At 45.0% G+C, this 17,729-nt stretch carries 19 protein-coding genes; 3 read left to right on the plus strand and 16 right to left on the minus strand.

Translation table 11 applies throughout. The features are described from left to right. Window positions 1-30: 30 nt before the first annotated feature. The 5 genes from EIZ39_RS21485 to EIZ39_RS21505 all read right to left on the minus strand — a co-directional run bounded on the left by EIZ39_RS21485 (window position 31) and on the right by EIZ39_RS21505 (window position 3,332). Window positions 31-249 (minus strand): hypothetical protein, encoded by a 219-nt coding sequence (locus EIZ39_RS21485; protein ID WP_129202729.1) that lies wholly within the window; start codon window positions 247-249, stop codon window positions 31-33. A gap of 48 nt (window positions 250-297) precedes the next feature. Beyond that, window positions 298-969 carry a 7-cyano-7-deazaguanine synthase QueC gene (queC, locus tag EIZ39_RS21490; protein WP_129202731.1) on the minus strand — a complete coding sequence of 224 codons (672 nt, stop codon included), beginning with the start codon at window positions 967-969 and terminating at the stop codon, window positions 298-300. A 6-nt stretch (window positions 970-975) separates the two neighbouring features. Beyond that, window positions 976-1,674 carry a 7-carboxy-7-deazaguanine synthase QueE gene (locus EIZ39_RS21495; RefSeq protein ID WP_240675902.1) on the minus strand — a complete coding sequence of 233 codons (699 nt, stop codon included), beginning with the start codon at window positions 1,672-1,674 and terminating at the stop codon, window positions 976-978. Beyond that, a complete protein-coding gene (queD, locus tag EIZ39_RS21500) occupies window positions 1,674-2,141 on the minus strand; it encodes a 6-carboxytetrahydropterin synthase QueD (protein ID WP_129202735.1) in 468 nt (155 codons plus the stop codon). Before queD ends, EIZ39_RS21495 begins: the two co-directional genes overlap by 1 nt. A 168-nt stretch (window positions 2,142-2,309) precedes the next feature. Further along, entirely contained in the window at window positions 2,310-3,332 is a 1,023-nt protein-coding gene (locus EIZ39_RS21505; protein ID WP_129202737.1) for an NADH:flavin oxidoreductase/NADH oxidase, read from the minus strand. Window positions 3,333-3,467: 135 nt separating this feature from the next. Here EIZ39_RS21505 and EIZ39_RS21510 point away from each other — a divergent pair, with 135 nt between their 5' ends. Then, on the plus strand, window positions 3,468-4,583 hold the full coding sequence (locus tag EIZ39_RS21510; RefSeq protein ID WP_129202739.1) for an alanine racemase: 1,116 nt from the start codon (window positions 3,468-3,470) through the stop codon (window positions 4,581-4,583). 183 nt (window positions 4,584-4,766) lie between these two features. Beyond that, window positions 4,767-6,677 carry a sensor histidine kinase gene (locus EIZ39_RS21515; RefSeq protein WP_240675904.1) on the plus strand — a complete coding sequence of 637 codons (1,911 nt, stop codon included), beginning with the start codon at window positions 4,767-4,769 and terminating at the stop codon, window positions 6,675-6,677. 41 nt (window positions 6,678-6,718) lie between these two features. Here the strand turns inward: EIZ39_RS21515 and EIZ39_RS21520 are convergent, their stop codons facing one another. The 3 genes from EIZ39_RS21520 to EIZ39_RS21530 are packed head-to-tail and all read right to left on the minus strand — an operon-like array spanning window position 6,719 to window position 9,189. Next, window positions 6,719-7,813, minus strand: a complete 1,095-nt coding sequence (locus EIZ39_RS21520) for an enoyl-CoA hydratase/isomerase family protein (protein ID WP_240675905.1) — start codon at window positions 7,811-7,813, stop codon at window positions 6,719-6,721. A 25-nt stretch (window positions 7,814-7,838) separates the two neighbouring features. Beyond that, complete coding sequence (locus tag EIZ39_RS21525; RefSeq protein WP_129202745.1) at window positions 7,839-8,789, minus strand: DMT family transporter; 951 nt, start codon at window positions 8,787-8,789, stop codon at window positions 7,839-7,841. 19 nt (window positions 8,790-8,808) lie between these two features. Next, a complete protein-coding gene (locus tag EIZ39_RS21530) occupies window positions 8,809-9,189 on the minus strand; it encodes a DUF1499 domain-containing protein (RefSeq protein WP_129202747.1) in 381 nt (126 codons plus the stop codon). A gap of 102 nt (window positions 9,190-9,291) precedes the next feature. Between EIZ39_RS21530 and EIZ39_RS21535 the strand changes: the two genes are divergently transcribed. Further along, entirely contained in the window at window positions 9,292-9,861 is a 570-nt protein-coding gene (locus tag EIZ39_RS21535; RefSeq protein ID WP_129202749.1) for a class I SAM-dependent methyltransferase, read from the plus strand. Here the strand turns inward: EIZ39_RS21535 and EIZ39_RS21540 are convergent. From EIZ39_RS21540 to EIZ39_RS21570, 8 genes are all read right to left on the minus strand, one after another. Beyond that, window positions 9,822-10,706, minus strand: a complete 885-nt coding sequence (locus EIZ39_RS21540; protein ID WP_129202751.1) for a hypothetical protein — start codon at window positions 10,704-10,706, stop codon at window positions 9,822-9,824. The two genes, EIZ39_RS21535 and EIZ39_RS21540, sit on opposite strands and share 40 nt — an antisense overlap. A gap of 139 nt (window positions 10,707-10,845) precedes the next feature. Further along, window positions 10,846-11,943, minus strand: a complete 1,098-nt coding sequence (gene serC, locus EIZ39_RS21545) for a 3-phosphoserine/phosphohydroxythreonine transaminase (protein ID WP_129202753.1) — start codon at window positions 11,941-11,943, stop codon at window positions 10,846-10,848. A 138-nt stretch (window positions 11,944-12,081) separates the two neighbouring features. Further along, the gene (locus EIZ39_RS21550; protein WP_129202755.1) at window positions 12,082-12,972 is read right to left on the minus strand and encodes a metal ABC transporter permease; all 891 of its coding nucleotides are present in this window, start codon (window positions 12,970-12,972) and stop codon (window positions 12,082-12,084) included. Then, complete coding sequence (locus tag EIZ39_RS21555) at window positions 12,972-14,339, minus strand: metal ABC transporter permease (RefSeq protein ID WP_164985239.1); 1,368 nt, start codon at window positions 14,337-14,339, stop codon at window positions 12,972-12,974. The genes EIZ39_RS21550 and EIZ39_RS21555 overlap by 1 nt, the downstream gene beginning before the upstream one ends. A gap of 10 nt (window positions 14,340-14,349) precedes the next feature. After that, window positions 14,350-15,102, minus strand: coding sequence for a metal ABC transporter ATP-binding protein (locus EIZ39_RS21560; RefSeq protein ID WP_129202759.1), 753 nt, complete (start codon window positions 15,100-15,102; stop codon window positions 14,350-14,352). Window positions 15,103-15,119: 17 nt separating this feature from the next. Continuing rightward, the gene (locus tag EIZ39_RS21565) at window positions 15,120-16,058 is read right to left on the minus strand and encodes a metal ABC transporter solute-binding protein, Zn/Mn family (protein ID WP_129202761.1); all 939 of its coding nucleotides are present in this window, start codon (window positions 16,056-16,058) and stop codon (window positions 15,120-15,122) included. Window positions 16,059-16,196: 138 nt separating this feature from the next. Next, window positions 16,197-16,334 carry a hypothetical protein gene (locus EIZ39_RS26865; protein WP_164985240.1) on the minus strand — a complete coding sequence of 46 codons (138 nt, stop codon included), beginning with the start codon at window positions 16,332-16,334 and terminating at the stop codon, window positions 16,197-16,199. Between the two features lie 260 nt (window positions 16,335-16,594). Then, window positions 16,595-17,728, minus strand: a complete 1,134-nt coding sequence (locus tag EIZ39_RS21570; RefSeq protein ID WP_129202763.1) for a bifunctional cystathionine gamma-lyase/homocysteine desulfhydrase — start codon at window positions 17,726-17,728, stop codon at window positions 16,595-16,597. Window position 17,729: the final 1 nt, after the last annotated feature.

The raw sequence follows: 17,729 nt of genomic DNA on the forward strand, positions 1-17,729 counted from the left end.
GACCGGCAAGGGCCATGTGGCTTTGAACCTCTAAAACCTAGGAAGCTGGTCAAGATTATGGCCTTCTATGGGCTGGACAGCGTCAATGATCCAAGAGCCGTCTTCGTGGATCTCGGAAAGAGAGTCTAATTCCCCTTGAAGAGCCATTTTTTCTGCTTCCTCGATCGTTAATACCGTGTCTTTATCCGTGAGAAAATGGGTAATCTTCCCCTCTTCATTCATACGTACGGCGACTAGCTTTAAACTCATGGGTCCACCTCCTAGGCTGTCAGCTATAGTATGGCCCCAAACGTTTCATTACATATAAGGAATGGGATCTTTCGCTCCAGCCTGCTCAAAGCCTTGTAAACGGAGCTTGCAGCTATCGCAAGTACCGCAGGCCGATTCCCCTCCGCGATAACAAGAAGTAGTCAAATGATACGGGACATTCAGGTCTATGCCAAGCTGAATGGTTTGGGCTTTAGATAAGTGGCTTAAAGGAGCAAGAATCTTGAGATTTCCTTCCTTTATTCCCGCTTGAGTGGCTAGATTTATGGTCTCAGTCATGGAGCGAATAAACTCCGGGCGGCAGTCCGGGTATCCGCTGTAATCCACACTACTGACACCGATATAGATGGCTTCAGCTCCAACGACTTCAGCGTAAGCAGCTGCCAAAGACAGAAAGATCATATTTCTAGCAGGAACATAGGTCACAGGGACTTCTTTACTTCCTGTATAATCCGGGACTTCAATGGAGGAATCAGTTAAGGCACTGCCTCCGATCTGGCCGAGAAAGGCGATATCGACAATCTTATGCTGCGGTACTTCATAATGAGCAGCCACTTTTTTTGCCTGTTCGACTTCATGCTTATGCCTCTGCCCGTAATCAAAGGTTAAAGGATAACAGGTATATCCTTCTCGCTCAGCAATGCCCATACAAGTGGTGCTGTCTAAACCACCGCTGAGAATAATCACAGCCTTCTTCGTCATGATCGATTACACTCCTTTCGTATCCGGATGCCAAATGTATTTATGGGTTTGTAAGCTTAATTTAGCCTGTTTAAAAGGTGATTGAAGCATCAACTTTACGAGCTCCGCCGGTGCAAGCTGATCCCACACAGGGCTGAAAAGGATTTGACCTTGTTGATAAAATTCTTCAATAATACGGCTTGCCTCTGCAAATTCCGCTGCATTGCCTACTACGAACTTTATTTCATCCCGGGAACCAAGATAATGGAAATTCTCCATGATCATGCTTTGGGTTTCTCCACTCGAAGTTAATTTATAATCCAGAACGAACCTTACTTTTTCTTTCACCAGATGATGACTTTCTCTTAATTCGTGGAAGGGACGAAGTAGAATCGCCCCATTGGTTTCAATATGGATATCCTCCACATGAGGAAGCTCAGCAAGAGCGGCAATGAGAGCGAGTGATTTTGAACCATGCATTAAGGGTTCGCCGCCGGTTAGACAAATAGAAGGGTTCCCGAACTTTCTTACCTGCTCGGTAATTTCTTCGATCGTAGCAAAAAATTCAGGAGAATGCGGGGCATAACTATACTTGGTATCACACCAGGTACATCGCAAGTTACAGTTGTATAAGCGGACAAAAGTGGTGAGAAACCCGGCTTTTAACCCCTCGCCTTCCACCGTCTCAAAAATCTCTACCATGGGCAGTTTCATCGTCATCTCCATCAGTCTGCCATCCATTCTCGCTTGAGATAAGCGTAGCTGGTAGGGGTTTCGTAGAGGGTAAGTTCTTCAATCCGAAGATCATCATTCTTCATCTCTGCTATCGCTTTTTCTAGCTCCTCCCAGATCCAGACAATCATATTCTCCGCTGTTGTGTTCATAGCTGGCAATACTTCATTAAGGTATTGATGATCAAGCTTAGACTCAATCTTCTCTTTAAAAATGGTTTTTATATCACCAAAGTCAACAACAATTCCGATCTCATTCACAAAACCGCTAAAATGGATAATCACCTTATACGTATGCCCATGTAGGTTGACGCACTTACCGTCATAGGCATGCAGATGATGAGCGGCGTCAAACGTAAATTCCTTTACTACGCCAACTCGTCGGTGATGATATTTTAATTGATTGTAGGTAATGTCTTCCCCTAGCTTTTGTACTCTTGTTGGAATTTTGTATTCAGACATATAGACCTCCTCATAGAGAAAAATAAAAAGCCCCCATACTTAAGATCATATGGGAGCGTGGTCGCTTTTTATTTTCTCTCCCTAGTTTTTTTGTCTTGAGTGGCGGGAATTACGAACACTCGTTACCTACTATAACACATTCCTAAACTCTCCGGTAGATAAAAATATCTAGTACGCTCTCTCATAAGGTTTAGGTGTTAATGGCTTTTTATCTAGTACAATAGATGCTTCGTTTGCCCAATAAGGATTTCTAAGAATGCCTCTTCCAACAGCAATGAGGTCAGCTTGGTTGTTTCCGAGGACAGCTTCCGCTAGAGGGGCATGATCTAGTTTTCCTACTGCAATGACAGGAACATCGACTTCTTGTTTAATACGCTCTGCCAGAGGAACCTGATAACCGGGATGTACGCCCGGGCGTCCGGCTGATCCGATCGGACCTTCCCCACCGGATGAGATATGGAAAAGGTCTACTCCCGCGCTGCGGTAACGCTTAGCCATCTCCACACCATAGTCAAGCTGATATCCTCCGTCCACATATTCAACAGCGGATATACGCATCATCAGAGGCATGTCCTTTGGCATAATTTCCTTGACTGCACGGATGACTTCTTCCCCAAACAAGAACTTGTCCTCTCCATACTTGTCGGTTCGCTTGTTCGTATAAGGAGATGAGAATTGATGGATGAGATACCCGTGAGCACCATGGAGTTCTACCGTATCTACGCCTGCCTTGATCGCTCTTTCTACACCCTTCCGGAATGTTTCTACCATCGCTTCCACTTCCGAGGTCGTCAGTTCATGCGGTGTTGTGAATTGGTCGTTAAAGGCCAGCGGGGAACACGACACAGGCTCAGGAGCATCTTGAGCCTTGCGTCCAGCATGACCAATCTGGATCGCTACCTTGGCCCCATACTTATGGCACTCCTCAATGATGCGTTGGAAAGCAGGAATATGATCATCACTCCAAATGCCAAGGCATTGATCGCTGATCCGTCCCCTATCCTCCACGTTGGTCATTTCAATAATAATAAGCCCCGTTCCGCCGATCGCTCGACTTGTATAATGAACAAAATGCCAATCGGTTGGCATCCCATCCTTGGCTAGAGCAGAGTATTGGCAACATGGTGGAAAAACGACCCGATTCTTAAGTTCTAGGTTTTTTAGCACGAAAGGTTCGAATAACTTTGACATTATGGCATTCCCCTCCTAATCATATCTGTACAAGCTCTATCATAACCGAAGAGGCAAAACAGGTCGAGCGTCTAACTGCGGAGAAATTTATGTTAAAATAAGCGTAGAAACTTTCCAATAAAAGGAGCTAGGCCTATGCCAAATCATTGGGTTCATCACCCTATTGATACCCCTGCTGTTCTTGTTCATCAGGAGATTTTGCAAAAAAATATTCATGATATGGCGGTTTTCGCTAAAACGTATCATCTTGCCCTCCGCCCTCATATTAAAACACATAAGATTCCCGAGATCGCACGGATGCAGCTAGCCGCTGGAGCTGTTGGCGTGACAACAGCTAAATTAGGAGAAGCCGAGGTGATGGCAGCTCACGGAATAACAGACATCCTTATCGCCTATCCAATCATCGGCAAGGAGAAGTTGAAGCGCTTAGAGGAATTGAGAAAAATAGCTAAGGTCATGACTGTCGTGGACGGTCGAGAGCAGGCCTTAGAGCTTTCACAATACGCTAACGAGCGTAATTTACAATTTGAAGTGCTCATGGAAATGGATTCAGGACTACGGCGTTGCGGTGTACTTCCTGGCCAAGATGCGTTAGCTTTATACCGTGAGTTGGCCGAGCTTCCTGGAATAAGGCTTCAAGGGATCATGACTCATGCGGGCCATGCCTATGGGGCAACAGGAATTGATCAAGTCAGAGAGATAGCTCTTCAGGAAGGAACGATCATGGTAGAGACGGCCCAGCTTCTGCGGGAGGCAGACCTGGCGGCCCCAGAGGTGAGTGTTGGATCCACTCCCACGGTGAGAATTTCCGGTCAGGTTGAAGGCGTTACAGAAATTCGCCCAGGAAACTATGTGTTCAACGATCTCACCCAAATTCGTCTAGGTGTGGCCACGCAAGATCAATGTGCACTCCGAGTGGCGACAAGAATTGTGAGTAAACCTGCTGAAGATCGGTTCATCATTGATGCGGGTGCCAAGACGTTCGCCCTTGATCAAGGAGCGCACGGAACCACAGGAGTCTCGGGCTATGGCCGAGTAGTGGGTCACCCTGAATGCACAATTGCTCGTTTATCAGAGGAACATGGAATTGTTATAGTACAGGGTGCGACTAAACTTCAAGTCGGAGATATTATTGAAATTATCCCTAATCATAGTTGTCCAGTAGCCAATCTAACGAATGAGGTTCACGTCGTTTCTAGAGGTGTTGTGAGTGCAGTATGGAAGGTAGCCGCACGTGGAAAGACATCGTAAGCTCTAGAATTCAATCTCCCTATTGATTGCTTTCGATAGGGAGTTATATTTCTCTTAATCAATATTTAATAAACAAAAATGATACCTTTCACCCTACTCTGCTATATAATAGAACTATCTTGTAGTTCAACAAAAATCGACCTTTATTTACACGTGCCAAGGAGTAGGAGAACATCTGTGAAAATGAAACAAAGTCATCGGCTAGTTAGTCGAATAAATAGTATGGTAACCATCCTTCTGTTATTAATAGGAGTACTTGCTTCCTTTCTCATGAAGGAATTAATTGATCATCTGGGAGTAGGTTACATTGAAGAAGATGTGACAACGAAGGCTATGATGCTTAGTCAAAGTATTAATATAACGAAAAGACTAGATGAACAATTAGAACAAAAGTATGATGAAAGACTGTACATAAGCGCAAAATCTATTGCAAACGAATTAAAAGGCAAGGACATCAGGGATATTACCAGCGATGATTTAAGAATCTTGAGTAAAGAATGGAATGTAGAGGATATCACATTAATGACTCGGCAAGAGGATGGAAACTTCTTGTTCGCGATGTCTACCAACCCGAAGGAGATCGGATATAAGACGGGAACAGATTGGGGTTTTTGGCATACGGCGTTTACCCAACTCTGGGAGCGTAAGCCGCTTGACGTACCGAGTGGCAGAAGCTTCTCGAACGGCTGGATAGGTCCGCTCGTAGATTCGGAAACACAAAAGGGTGAAGAACTTTACAAGTTTGCTTACTATTATAACGGTGAAACAGACTTTATTATTGCGCCTTTTATTATAGCCACGGATCTCAAAAATGACGATCACACCGTTCGCTTACTTAATACGATGTTAGATAACAACCATATAAAAGAAATATCAGTCATTAATGTGAATTCCTTCTTAAATCCTGTTTCTGAAATTCATGATACGAAGGTGGACCTTCCTGTTCTCTATGGAAACAATACATTCTCTTTGAAACAGGATAAAGAGATCGTTCAAGCCCTTTATCAAGATTCAAATGCCACCTCTCACTCCATTAACTTTACAGGAGAACATGCTCCTGGCATAGCGGAGGACGGGCGTCATTACCAAAAGTACTATATCAAAATACCAACTGCTGATTCCCCCGTTGATCGCATGATGATGCTGGTTATGGACATGGGTGAATACGATAGGTTGAAGACTCAATCTTATCTCGTAACGTTTGTCGTTAGCGCTTTGACGATTATGATTATTTTATTGTTGATTCAATGGATTACCCGACAACAACTTAGACCTATGGAAGCCATTATTCAGCATATTAAACGGGTATCCAAGGGGGATTTCTCCTCTCGTCTATCGATTTCGAATAAGAATGAATTCGAGTGGCTCGGAAAGCAATTGAACGACATGACGGAGAGAATGGGAGACATGATTCATCAGATTAATCGTCAAGCCAACGAAGAGGTGACGTTCACCCAGTCCGCTTATCATGAGGAATTAAAAAAATTAATGACAAGTGTCGAATCGATTCGTCATGATTTTCACAATCATATGAGCGTAGTCAAAGGATTAATCCAAATTGGAAGTCCTGACAGAGCGTTGGATTACTTAACCGACATTACGAAAGAAGTGAATCGGATTAGGGAGTCTATGGATATTAAAAACCCTGAATTAAGCGTGTTTTTCCATTCTAAATTCCTCACCGCCGAGAATAATCAAGTTCAACTGCGATGTGTTATTGAAGCTGATCCTTTCGATTTTATTCCATCGTTAGACCAAATAAAGATATACAGCAATTTAATTGATAATGCGTTAGACGAAGTGCTGAAGCTCCCTTACGAGCAAAGAAGGATCCACATCACCTTAAAGCGTGAACCAGAGTCCTATTATTTTCGGGTAGATAATTCAGGAGATGAAATTCCGCCTCAGCATCTCGATCGTTTATTTGAACTCGGTTTTTCAACCAAGCCCACCTATGGCGAAAACAACAGAGGTTCAGGATTACCTATTGTAAAACAGACCATCGAAAAATACGGTGGAGAACTTAACGTCTATCGCAAGGATCATATGACCTGCTTTGAGGTGAGGATACCGTTTCTCCCCTCTTCTTCATAATAAAAAGGCAAGCTCTAAAACGAGCCTGCCTTTTTATTTTACTACTTTAACATCTTCAAAGGGTTGCCTTCTTTCCCCCAATCATAGTGGAAATAGCGAAGAACGTCTTCCTCGCTTACCTCTTCTAATGTTGGTGGGTTCCAGCGAGGCCTGCGGTCTTTGTCAACGACAACGGCTCGTACCCCTTCGTGGAAATCGTCACTGACCATGAAGTTCATACCAAGATTAATTTCCATTTGGAAGCACTCCCCTAAGGAGAGGGTCCGTCCGCGCTTTATTTGTTCTAAGGCAATTTTAAGAGAAGTGGGAGATTTCTCCTCTAAGGTTCTTGCTTTCTCCTCCGCCCATGTGTCTCCAAGCTTCGCGGCTTGCTTGAGAGATTGTAGAATAGCTTCTATCGTTCCAAGGGAAAAATGATGATTCACTTTGTCCTGAGCCTGCTTAAGCGTTGAGGATAAAGGAGAGGACTCTGAAAATCTCTTCACGAGCCTATCTAGCCCTTGCTCTAGAGAATCTACGGTTGTCCAATCCTCTTGTTGAACCGCTTGCTTGAGGTCTGCTAGACGCTCGCTCTGCACGTAGTAATCGGCTGCACCAAGGAAGAGGACATCAGCTGCGGTAATCGTTTCGGCCGTTAAAGCGAGATAGGTGCCGAATGACCCAGGCATCTGACTTAAGAAGTAACTCGCCCCGACATCTGGAAAGAAACCAATGTTCATCTCAGGCATGGCCCACTTCGTTTTTTCTGTAACCATACGCAAGGAGGCTCCATTCGAGATGCCTACTCCGCCACCCATGACATAGCCATCCATGATGGCTATAACGGGCTTGGGATAGTGATGGATCAGATAGTCCATCCGGTACTCACTCTGAAAATAAGGAGTGGCGAACGGGATAATATCGGCGTCTCTCCTATCATAAAGGGATCGAATGTCTCCACCTGCACAGAGTCCTCTCTCCCCTGCCCCTTCGAGGTAGATCAGCGATACTTGATCATCATCCTTCCAATTCATAAAGATCTGTTCAAGCTCCGTTACCATCTCATAGGATAAAGCATTCAAGGCACGAGGCCGGTTGAGGGTAATCCAACCGACGCCCCTGTGAATTTCGGTTAAGATATGGTTTTCCTTGAGCATAGTCACTCGTTTCTCTCCTTTTTCTCTAGGATCTTGCTTCTCTTTTTAGCTTCACAGTTTTCTCTGCATGAGGGCGGTTCACAATGACAATCCCAGCGACAACCAAAGCTAGAGCTAATAGGACTAACTCATGCAAAGGCTCACCTAAGATGGCCGCCGATAAGGTAACGCCAAAGACCGGAATCAGGAATAAGTACATGGAGATATGTCCCACCTTGTTATACTTCATGACATTATTCCAGAGGACAAAGGCTGCCGCGGAAAGAAAGGACAAATAAAGGAGGACAAGGACCGCAAATCCGGTAATAGGGAAAGGCAGAAAGCCTGCCACAATCCCACCTGCAAGAGTTAAACCGATCCCTCCAAGCAGCATCTGATAGGAGGTCATATAAAGAATATCTAGACGAGCGGCCTCATTCTTGGCAAGGATGTTCCCCATAGCCCCGCAAAACATGGCAATGAGTAAACAGATTTCTCCTATACCAAAGCTAAAATGATAGCTTCCTTTCGTCAAACTAACCATGACTACACCGGAGAAGCCAATAATAAGCCCTGTGACCTTTCGCCAGTTTAAGTGGTCATTCTGATAGAGAAAGTGAGCGATGATGATCTGGAAAAAAGAAGTCGTTCCTGCGATAATAGACCCCTGAATTCCTGTGCTATAGCTTAATCCAACATAAAAGAACAGGTACTGCAGGAGAGTTTGAAATAACCCTACTCTTGTTAATTGTGGAATAGTAGACTTCTTTAAACGAGCTGACCTTCCTATGAAGCGCATAAAGAGAAGGATAAGAAGGGAAGCCAAGATAAATCGATAGCCAGCAAATAAGATCTGCTCAAAGGTTTCTCCCTGCCCAATGTCAAGCTCGGCATAGCTCAACTTAATAAAAGGAAACGAGCTCCCCCAGAGAAAAGTGGCTCCACTGGCAGCAAGGATAATTCCTAACGGATGGGTAAAAAATTTTTCTGCTTTCAACTCTTATGTTCCACACTTTCTATTTGGGTTTGATTTCTTTATGTAGTTTGTTTAAAAATGTTGTAATGTTTCGATAACTCGAACCGAAATCTCCTCCTGCTCCCCGCTTAGCTGAAACGATGTCAAGAGCCGATTCAGACCCAGAGACGCCATAGACGGAAATCACAATATCTTCACTCCCAAACAATGGATGCCTCTTCTCCACCATAATCTCCCCCCGTTCCAGATCCTTATGAATAATGCTCCAATCAGGCAGTGTGGATAATGTCTTGAGGACAGTCTCGATCACTTGTTCCTTACGGATATTATAGTAAGGGGTTCTTAATTTCGGAGATGGGGAATGTTCACTTGTTTCCTCATGATTTTTCCAGAGTCCCATGAGTGTCCTAGTCCATGACATACTTGTGCTCTCCTCGTTGTTTTATCATCTTTTTTCCTATACTGTTAAAGTATAGTAGAAACTTATCCAAGCATCAATGATTAATACTCTCGGAGGTGAGAAATGATGGCTGAACAAGACCGACAGAAGTGGAATGAAAAATATAAAGAGAAGATCAACAACGATAGTGTTCCAATAGGAAATGGAACACTGCGGGCCCTGTCCACCCATCTTGTCGGAGGTGAGGGCTTAGATGTTGCCTGTGGACTCGGGTCGAATAGCCTTTACTTAGCGAATCTAGGTTATCGCATGACTGCGCTCGATGTTTCGGATGTTGCAATTGATTATCTTCGAGCTCGAGCCAAAGAAGACGGGTTGTCCATTACCGCCAAACAGGTAGATCTAGATCATATAGAGTGGCCGGAAAGGGCTTATGATTTGGTGGTGGTGACTTATTTTCTCGATCGTCAGTTGCTTCAGAGGCTTGAAGACACAGTTAAGCCGGGAGGGTTCCTGTTTATGGAGACCTTTTATGAGACTTCGGGAACCCATCCTCAGATGAACCCTGCCTTTAAACTCAGGCCTAACGAATGGCGTGATCGTTATCAGGGTTGGAACATCATTTATTTTTCTCAAGACCAGGAGAAAGGAATTCAAAGTCTCCTCGCCTGTAGACCCGACCGAATGGCATAGAAGGTTTCTTGATAATGGACTTGTGTAGGAGTTATGACAGGTTGAGGGATGGAAAGGTTTATCCCGAGGTGCTTGAAATATTCATTCCAAAAGTAGGGCACCATCTCTGGGACCTTTCTATAGATGGAAAAGATCGTTTCGCTACTGACTTTTTGCGGGGCTAAGCGGTAGCGGGCAAGGGTTAAGAGTTCGGTTCGAAACGGTTTAGACTTTTGTCCATACCACTTGGCAGCATGACATTTTGTTAGTATTTTATCGGTTTGCAGGTTGTATAAGTATCGTGGAAAGGAGAGGATGATTCCGATATCATCATCAATGGGTTCAGACTGATGCCTTTGGGGCTGAAGCGGCGAAGTCATGGAGTAGGTTTCGAGAACACGTAAGAAGGTATCTAATTCTTGAATTTGATAATCTTTAGGCAACCTGGGAAAACGAGAAATGATGTTTTTTCCTTTTAAGGTTTTTCCACGATGAAGCAAGGTGTGGAGCTCCATACCATCAATAGGCATACCGTGAACCGGACGAACCCCTTTTTTACTAATCGTCCAAGCTGCTCCGCGGTTTGTCTCTAAAAGATCTTCACCTATGAGATTGATCCACAGCTTCTCTCCGAAGGGATGCTTCGTCGACCATTCCTTCCATAGGCTAACCAAATCATGAACTTGATTCGGTGTAACTTGAGTCAATACGACAATCAGGTCTATATCGCTAAACTTCAGTGTGAATTCATTTAATACGATTCCTCCATGCAGAATCGTCGAGATGTGTTGATCACCATAGCGATCTTCCATCTGCTCCCCCACCAAACGTAGGAATGAGGCAAGTTTTTTCGGCTGTTGGATCATGGCTTATCTTCCTTCCTCTTTCTTTGTCCTCGTGGTACATCCTATGTTCGACTATGAATGTCCCGTGACCTAAGAAATAGGAAAGATGAAAAAACCGGATATCTTTCACTCGTGTGAAAGATATCCGGTTTAAAAGATACTATCCGTTAACCTTCTGGAACTGAAGCATAAACTCGCGGAAAGCTAAGCAAGATTCATAAGGTACAGCATTGTAAGTAGAAGCACGGCAACCGCCAACCGAGCGGTGTCCATTCACACCCACAAAACCTTCCTTCTTCGCCTCAGCTAAGAACTTCTTCTCTAGTTCTTCATTACTTACACGGAAGGTAATATTCATAAGCGAACGACTGTTTGGCTCAGCGTGTCCTACATAGAAGCCCTGACTGGCATCGATGGCGTCGTAAATAAGAGCTGCCTTCTCTTGGTTGCGTTTTGCGACTGCTTCTAAGCCACCGATTCCCTGGGCCCACTCTAACACTTGTCCAAGCATATAGATCCCGAATGTTGGCGGGGTATTGTATAAAGAGTTGTTCTTAGCATGTGTGCTGTAGCGCAGCATTGTTGGGATGTTTTTGTTCGCTTTATCAATCATATCCTTACGGATGATGACAACAGTAACACCGGATGGTCCTAAATTCTTCTGGGCTCCAGCGTAGATTAAGGCAAATTTGTTCACATCAAATGGCTTAGACAAGATGTCACTTGACATATCCGCAATTAAAGGAACATCTCCCGTGTCGGGGAAATCATTCCACTGCGTACCGAAGATGGTGTTGTTAGACGTAATATGGACATAAGCATCGGATGGCTTATACTTAAGTTCGTCAAAGGTTGGGATACGACGATAGTTCTCTGCCTTCGTGCTAGCGGCCTCATAAGGCTGACCAAAGTACTTGGCTTCCTCGAGTGCCTTCTCGGACCAAGCTCCAGTCATGACGATGGCAGCGGACTTGTCCGGTTGCAGGAAGTTCATAGGGACCATGCTAAATTGAAGGCTTGCCCCTCCTTGAAGGAAAAGAACTTCATAGTCTTCTGAAATAGACAATAAGGAACGCAAGGTAGCAATCGCTTGATTGTGCACCTCTTCGAATGCGGCACTACGGTGGCTTAGCTCCATAACGGACATGCCGTTTCCTCTAAAATCAGTAAGTTCCTCTTGGGCTTTCTGTAGTACTTCCAATGGTAAGGCAGATGGACCAGCACTAAAGTTGTGGGCTCGCTTGATTAGTTCTTTCACGTCTCTCACTCCTACGTTTCTCTACATATTTTAATATTGGCAAATCTCCAAAAGGTTCATGTCCATTATCTTACCACCACTCTATAGAAAAAGGGAAGAAAAAAAAGGAATCTTATAGACTCCTTCTATTCTTACCCATTAAGCTTTGATCGTATGTTCTTTTTGCAGCTTTTTATTGGACAGCCATTTTGAGACAAGACCCTCACGAGGAGAAAAGAAAAAGGCTAGGACAAACAGCAGCAAAGCTATGCAGGAGATGGAACCGGATATGGAAACATCCCATAATACGGCTGTGTAGTAGCCACCGAAGGAAGCCAGAGTTCCAAAACCTATACTTAAAAGAAGCATACGACTTAATCGGTCGGTTAATAGGTAGGCCGTAGCACCCGGAGTGACGAGCATCGCCACCACTAAGATGGCGCCTACGCTTTCAAAAGCGGCGACCGTGTTCATGGAAACCAAACCCATGAGAAGGTAATGGATGAGGACTACGGGGACACCAAGAGCGGCTGCGAGTTGAGAGTCAAAGGAAGCAAGTTTGATCTCCTTATAAAAGAGCCCGACAAGCAACATCGTAAGGATAAACACACCGCCCATCATCCAGACCGCTCTTGGCCATTCGATGCCCGCAAGTGTTACTAATTCCCACGGTGCATAGGCAATCTCCCCGTATAATACGTGTTGAAGATCCAGGTGTACTTGTGAGGTGTAAAGAGAAACAAGGACTACCCCAAAGGAAAATAAAGCGGTAAAGGTAACGCCGATCGCCGCGTCAGACTGTACGCCACTATTGTGTAAGGTTTGTATAAAAAACGCAGTAAGTAATCCTACAATCGTGGCTCCAACCAACATGACGATGCCATCCATGCTTTGGCTGATTAAAAAGGCGAGAACGATGCCTGGGAGGATGGCATGACTAATGGCATCTCCAAGCATGGACATTTTCCTCAAAATCAAGAAGCATCCGATAAATCCGCAGGAGGAGGCAACTAAAGAACCAATGAGAATGATCCAGGCTCCGTGGCTCATTATACGTCTCCTCCTTTCGAAGGGGCACCCTCGTAATAATCTCTAAATTTTTTGTCAAACTTATAGGCGAGCTGAGGGATTAATTGGGGTTTGCGGTTATAATCCGACAGAAGGCCTTGTAGTTCGTGTAAAGTTTGTTCCGACACTTGGTCTTGAATTCTGCCCTTCTCTTGATCCACTTGGATGGAGCCGTATTGTGCTTGATTCATAAGCAGCATTTCATAAAGTCTATCGTTAAGAGTGATACTGTAAGCCACTTGCAGCCCCCTTTCAGACAGCGACCAATTGTTTTTCGAGGACTCTGTGGTGTTTACAACCAACCCTTGTTTTCTTAGATCATGAAGCCCCTTCTCGATATCTGTCTGGTGGTGAGGACGGAGATGTTTCATCTGAGCGATGGTATAACCGGTATGAGGGGACTTTCCTTTGACGTAATCCTTTTCACTTAAATCATAGAGGGACTGGAGGATGTTCTCCAATACAATTTTCTTTCTCAATTTCAAATGACGAAGCAATTTAGCTAGCAGTCCTCTCTCTGGTGCAAACAGTAGAGACAGGAAAAACATAAAGGTTGCTGCCAGGACGATCACGGGACCTGTTGGCAGGTTAGGTGTTAAAGCGCTGAGAATGGTGCCGAGAATGCCGGAAAGAGCGCCGAATGTTCCAGATAGTATGACCATGTAATTCAGTTTTTCTGTCCAATAACGGGCGGCCACGGACGGTATAATTAACATGGCAGCCATGAGGACGACACCAACAGCTTGAAGACCAATGACTACGGCAAGAACGATCATCAGCATGAGCAGTGTGTTCAAGGCTCCCATGGGTAATCCGATGCCTTTACCGAATTGGGGATCGAAGCAAAGCAGCTTCAGCTCTTTGAACAAGAAAAAGGTGACAGCGAGCAAAATGAAAGCTACTACGCTTATGACCTGCACGTCAATCCCAACTAGAGAGGCGGCTTTACCGAATAAAAAAGCGTCAAGTCCACTCTGACTGGCATTACCAGACTGAGAGATCTTCGTGAGTAGCACGATCCCAATCCCAAAGAATCCAGTCAAGATGACAGCCATCGCTGTATCAGGTTTAATCTTCGTATGGGCAGAGATCTGACCAATACACAAGGCTCCAAGTAAACCAGCCAGGCTAGCTCCAATCATAAACAAGCCAATTGACTTCGTACCGTATAACATGTAGGCTAAACAGATTCCAGGCAGAGCAGCGTGGGCCACAGCGTCCCCCATCAGGCTGTATTTCTTAAACAAGGCAAAGCATCCTAATACTCCACTGCTCAGTCCAAGTAGTAAGCAACCGGTGATGACCCAACTAGCATTCGGATTGTCGAATAGATGAACTACAAATTCCACTTTTCCATCCCTACCCTTGTGACATGGCCGTGAGCCCTTCACTCGTTAAGTGCAGACGGCCTCCGTAAGTTTTTTGTAGATTATCGTGGGTAAATACCTCTTCTGTCGGTCCAAAAGCGATCTTTCTCATATTGATCAGAAGCACCCAATCAAAATATTCTTTTACCGTTTGTAGGTCATGATGGACGACTAAAACGGTTTTTCCCTGAGCCTTCAACTCATTGAGTAAGGCGATAATTGCTTTTTCGGTTGCGGCATCCACCCCAACAAACGGCTCATCCATGAAGTAGATTTTGGCATCTTGAGCCAAGGCCCTTGCTAGAAATACCCGCTGCTGCTGACCGCCTGATAGCTGGCTAATCTGCCGGTCGGCAAAGTCAGCCATGCCTACCTTTTCAAGGCAATTCAGAGCAATCTCTTTATCATGAGAGCGAAGCCACTTCAGCATACCGACATGGCCGTATCGCCCCATCATGACTACATCTAAGGCATTCGTAGGGAAATCCCAGTCTACTGACTCTCTTTGTGGCACATAGCCAACCAATTTTCGTTGGGACTTATAGGGTAACCCATAGATTTGAACGGAGCCCGAGGCTAGGGGTACTAACCCTAAGGCTCCTTTAATTAAGGTGGATTTTCCGGCCCCATTGGGGCCGACTATACCAATCAATTTTCCTTCAGGTACATCAAAGCTGACTTCACGCAAGACAGGTTTTTTATGATAAGCGATCGTCATGTTTTCTATCGAAACAGCTGGCTGCATTTTGTTTTTCCTCCCATCTATTTCAAGGCAGACACAATGGTATCAATATTGTGACGGACCATCCCGATGTAGGTGCCTTCCTCTGTTCCCTTATCCCCCATGGCATCCGAAAATAGTTCTCCACCAATGGTGACTTGATGCCCTTTTTTCTTTGCTCCTTCTACCACGGCCTCAATCGCTTTCGAGGAAACACTAGACTCCACAAAGACCGCTTTGATGTTTCGTTGTGCTAAGAGATCGACGAGCTCTTGAACATCAGCGAGACCGTATTCTGCATCTGTACTTATTCCTTGTAAGCCCAGAACCTCCAGATCGTAGGCATCTCCTAAATACCCGAAGGCATCGTGGGCGGTTACGAGCACTCTAGATTCCTTAGGAATTAGCGCTAATTGCTCTTTTGCATATTGATCGAGCTCTTCAAGCTGGCTCAAGTAAGCTGCCGCGTTTTCTGTATAACCATTCTTATGAGTGGGATCAAGCTCGATGAAGGCATCCCGTACTCGTTCCACCACCTTCATCCACAACTGCACATCAAACCAGACATGCGGATCGTAATGTCCGTCAAACTCTGGGGGCTCCTTCAAGGCTCCTTCGTCAATGAGTTCTGTGACTTGAACAGCTGGCTTCTTGCTTGCCATTCGGACAAAGATGTCGGCCATTTTCCCTTCTAGGTTCAGCCCATTGTATAAGATGATGTCCGCCTCTTCGAGTTTGGCAATGTCTCCTTGAGAGGCTTTATACAAGTGAGGATCAACGCCCGGTCCCATTAGGGCATTCACCGTAACGAATTCACCTCCTACATTGGCAGCAATATCTGCAATCATCCCCGTGGTTGCGGTCACCTGAATGGTATTGTCCTGTGCGGAAGGGGTGTTATTGTTTGTTGTGGAACAGGCCGTGAGAAATAAGCCAGCGATAAGAAGCAGACTCATGGCCACCAGTTTGAGACGAGTCATGTCTCTTTCTCCTCCATTCTTTTCGTTAAGTAAGTTTCTATCTACAAATTAAGTTGCCTAAGGTAAACAAATGGCAAGTAAATTTCGTTTTTTGTGTTATCAGCCTATGAGAAAGATGTTCAATTGGTGCAAAATTGCTTATCGGGATCTGTTTTGACCCTTGAGCTGTTCGATCTTCTCGCGAATTTCTTGCTCTTCTTCGGGTGTTAAGAAGCCTAAACGAAACAATACACCTGTAAATTTTTCAATGCGTTGGACGGAGCCCATTCTTCCCATCGATATTCACCTCACTTTAAATGTTTCCCTTAGTCAAAATATATTCGCATTCCTAAAAAAATGTTCCTGAGTAAAAAAATAGGAACGGTTCAGGCTGAGAGCGGCTTTTTATTGTGCTGGGTAGTAGCAGCTCGATCTGTGTGGTAGGTTAGTTGGAGAGGGGTTGTTTGAATTTTGTTTGAACACGGGAGAGTTTTGTCAGAATAACCCCGAGTTTATCTCTCTCCGGAGTAAATAAAAAAAGCGCTCCGAAGAACGCCCTACCTCAATGCCATCTCCAAATCCTCAATCAAATCCTCCACATCCTCGATCCCGACGGAAATTCGCACTAATCCATCGGTAATCCCTAGCTGTGCCCGTCGTTCTGCTGGAATAGAAGCATGGGTCATGCGAGCCGGAACAGAAATGAGACTTTCCACCGCTCCAAGACTTTCCGCTAACGTAAACCACTTCACCTTCCGTAAGACTTGATCTGCACGCTCCCCACTGCCGACATCAAAGGAAAACGTACCCCCGAACCCACGAGCTTGCTTCGCGGCGATATCATGACCAGGATGATCAGCTAAGCCGGGATAAAAAACTTTAGCAATATCTTTTCGCTGATTCAGCCAATCTGCAATTTGATTGGCATTGCGTTCGTGCTCCTCCATCCTTACTCCTAAGGTTTTCATGCCCTTAAGCAGCAGCCAGGAGTCATGGGGACCGAGAATGGCACCCACGGAGTTCTGGATAAAGTGAAGCTCTTCCCCAACCGATTCATCCTTGACCACAACTAAGCCGGCTACCACATCGCTGTGGCCTCCTAGGTATTTCGTGGCGCTGTGAAAGACAATATCTGCCCCTAAGTGAAGCGGATTTTGCCAATAAGGAGTCATAAAGGTGTTATCGACAATCAGTTTTAACCCTCTTGCTTTACAAATTTGAGATACAGCTTGGATATCCGTTACCGTCATGAGAGGATTGCTTGGAGTCTCTAGCATGATCGCTCTGGTCGTATCTTGAATCGCAGCTTCCATCTGGGCTACATCGTTTGTATCCACAAAACTGGCTTGGATTCCCATTCGGTTAAACACTTTGCTTAAGACCCGGAAGGTCCCCCCATAGACGTCATTCCCACACACCACATGATCTCCTTGGTTAAATAACATAATGATCGAGGACAAAGCAGCCATACCTGAACTAAACGCAAATCCTCGAACACCACCTTCAATCTCAGCTATGTATTTCTCAACCGCAAATCGAGTAGGGTTGCCGGTTCTTGAATATTCATAACCTTTGTGTTGGCCTACTCCCTCTTGCTTATATGTACTTACTTGATAAATGGGTACAACCACGGCCCCTGTTTGGGGGTCTCCATCGATACCGCCATGAATCAATTTGGTCTTCATTCTCATG

The sequence above is a fragment of the Ammoniphilus sp. CFH 90114 genome, assembly GCF_004123195.1.
Taxonomy (GTDB): Bacteria; Bacillota; Bacilli; order Aneurinibacillales; family RAOX-1; genus YIM-78166.

Bases quoted from the DNA above. Each gene is read 5' to 3' on its own strand.
- EIZ39_RS21505 (WP_129202737.1), bottom strand. From the start codon at position 3,332: ATGTCAAAGTTATTCGAACCTTTCGTGCTAAAAAACCTAGAACTTAAG.
- queC (WP_129202731.1), bottom strand. From the start codon at position 969: ATGACGAAGAAGGCTGTGATTATTCTCAGCGGTGGTTTAGACAGCACC.
- EIZ39_RS21565 (WP_129202761.1), bottom strand. From the start codon at position 16,058: ATGACTCGTCTCAAACTGGTGGCCATGAGTCTGCTTCTTATCGCTGGC.
- EIZ39_RS21560 (WP_129202759.1), bottom strand. From the start codon at position 15,102: ATGCAGCCAGCTGTTTCGATAGAAAACATGACGATCGCTTATCATAAA.
- EIZ39_RS21495 (WP_240675902.1), bottom strand. From the start codon at position 1,674: ATGGAGATGACGATGAAACTGCCCATGGTAGAGATTTTTGAGACGGTG.
- EIZ39_RS21535 (WP_129202749.1), top strand. From the start codon at position 9,292: ATGATGGCTGAACAAGACCGACAGAAGTGGAATGAAAAATATAAAGAG.
- EIZ39_RS21550 (WP_129202755.1), bottom strand. From the start codon at position 12,972: ATGAGCCACGGAGCCTGGATCATTCTCATTGGTTCTTTAGTTGCCTCC.
- EIZ39_RS21515 (WP_240675904.1), top strand. From the start codon at position 4,767: ATGAAACAAAGTCATCGGCTAGTTAGTCGAATAAATAGTATGGTAACC.
- EIZ39_RS26865 (WP_164985240.1), bottom strand. From the start codon at position 16,334: ATGGGAAGAATGGGCTCCGTCCAACGCATTGAAAAATTTACAGGTGTA.
- EIZ39_RS21570 (WP_129202763.1), bottom strand. From the start codon at position 17,728: ATGAGAATGAAGACCAAATTGATTCATGGCGGTATCGATGGAGACCCC.
- queD (WP_129202735.1), bottom strand. From the start codon at position 2,141: ATGTCTGAATACAAAATTCCAACAAGAGTACAAAAGCTAGGGGAAGAC.
- EIZ39_RS21520 (WP_240675905.1), bottom strand. From the start codon at position 7,813: ATGCTCAAGGAAAACCATATCTTAACCGAAATTCACAGGGGCGTCGGT.
- EIZ39_RS21540 (WP_129202751.1), bottom strand. From the start codon at position 10,706: ATGATCCAACAGCCGAAAAAACTTGCCTCATTCCTACGTTTGGTGGGG.
- EIZ39_RS21485 (WP_129202729.1), bottom strand. From the start codon at position 249: ATGAGTTTAAAGCTAGTCGCCGTACGTATGAATGAAGAGGGGAAGATT.
- EIZ39_RS21510 (WP_129202739.1), top strand. From the start codon at position 3,468: ATGCCAAATCATTGGGTTCATCACCCTATTGATACCCCTGCTGTTCTT.
- EIZ39_RS21530 (WP_129202747.1), bottom strand. From the start codon at position 9,189: ATGTCATGGACTAGGACACTCATGGGACTCTGGAAAAATCATGAGGAA.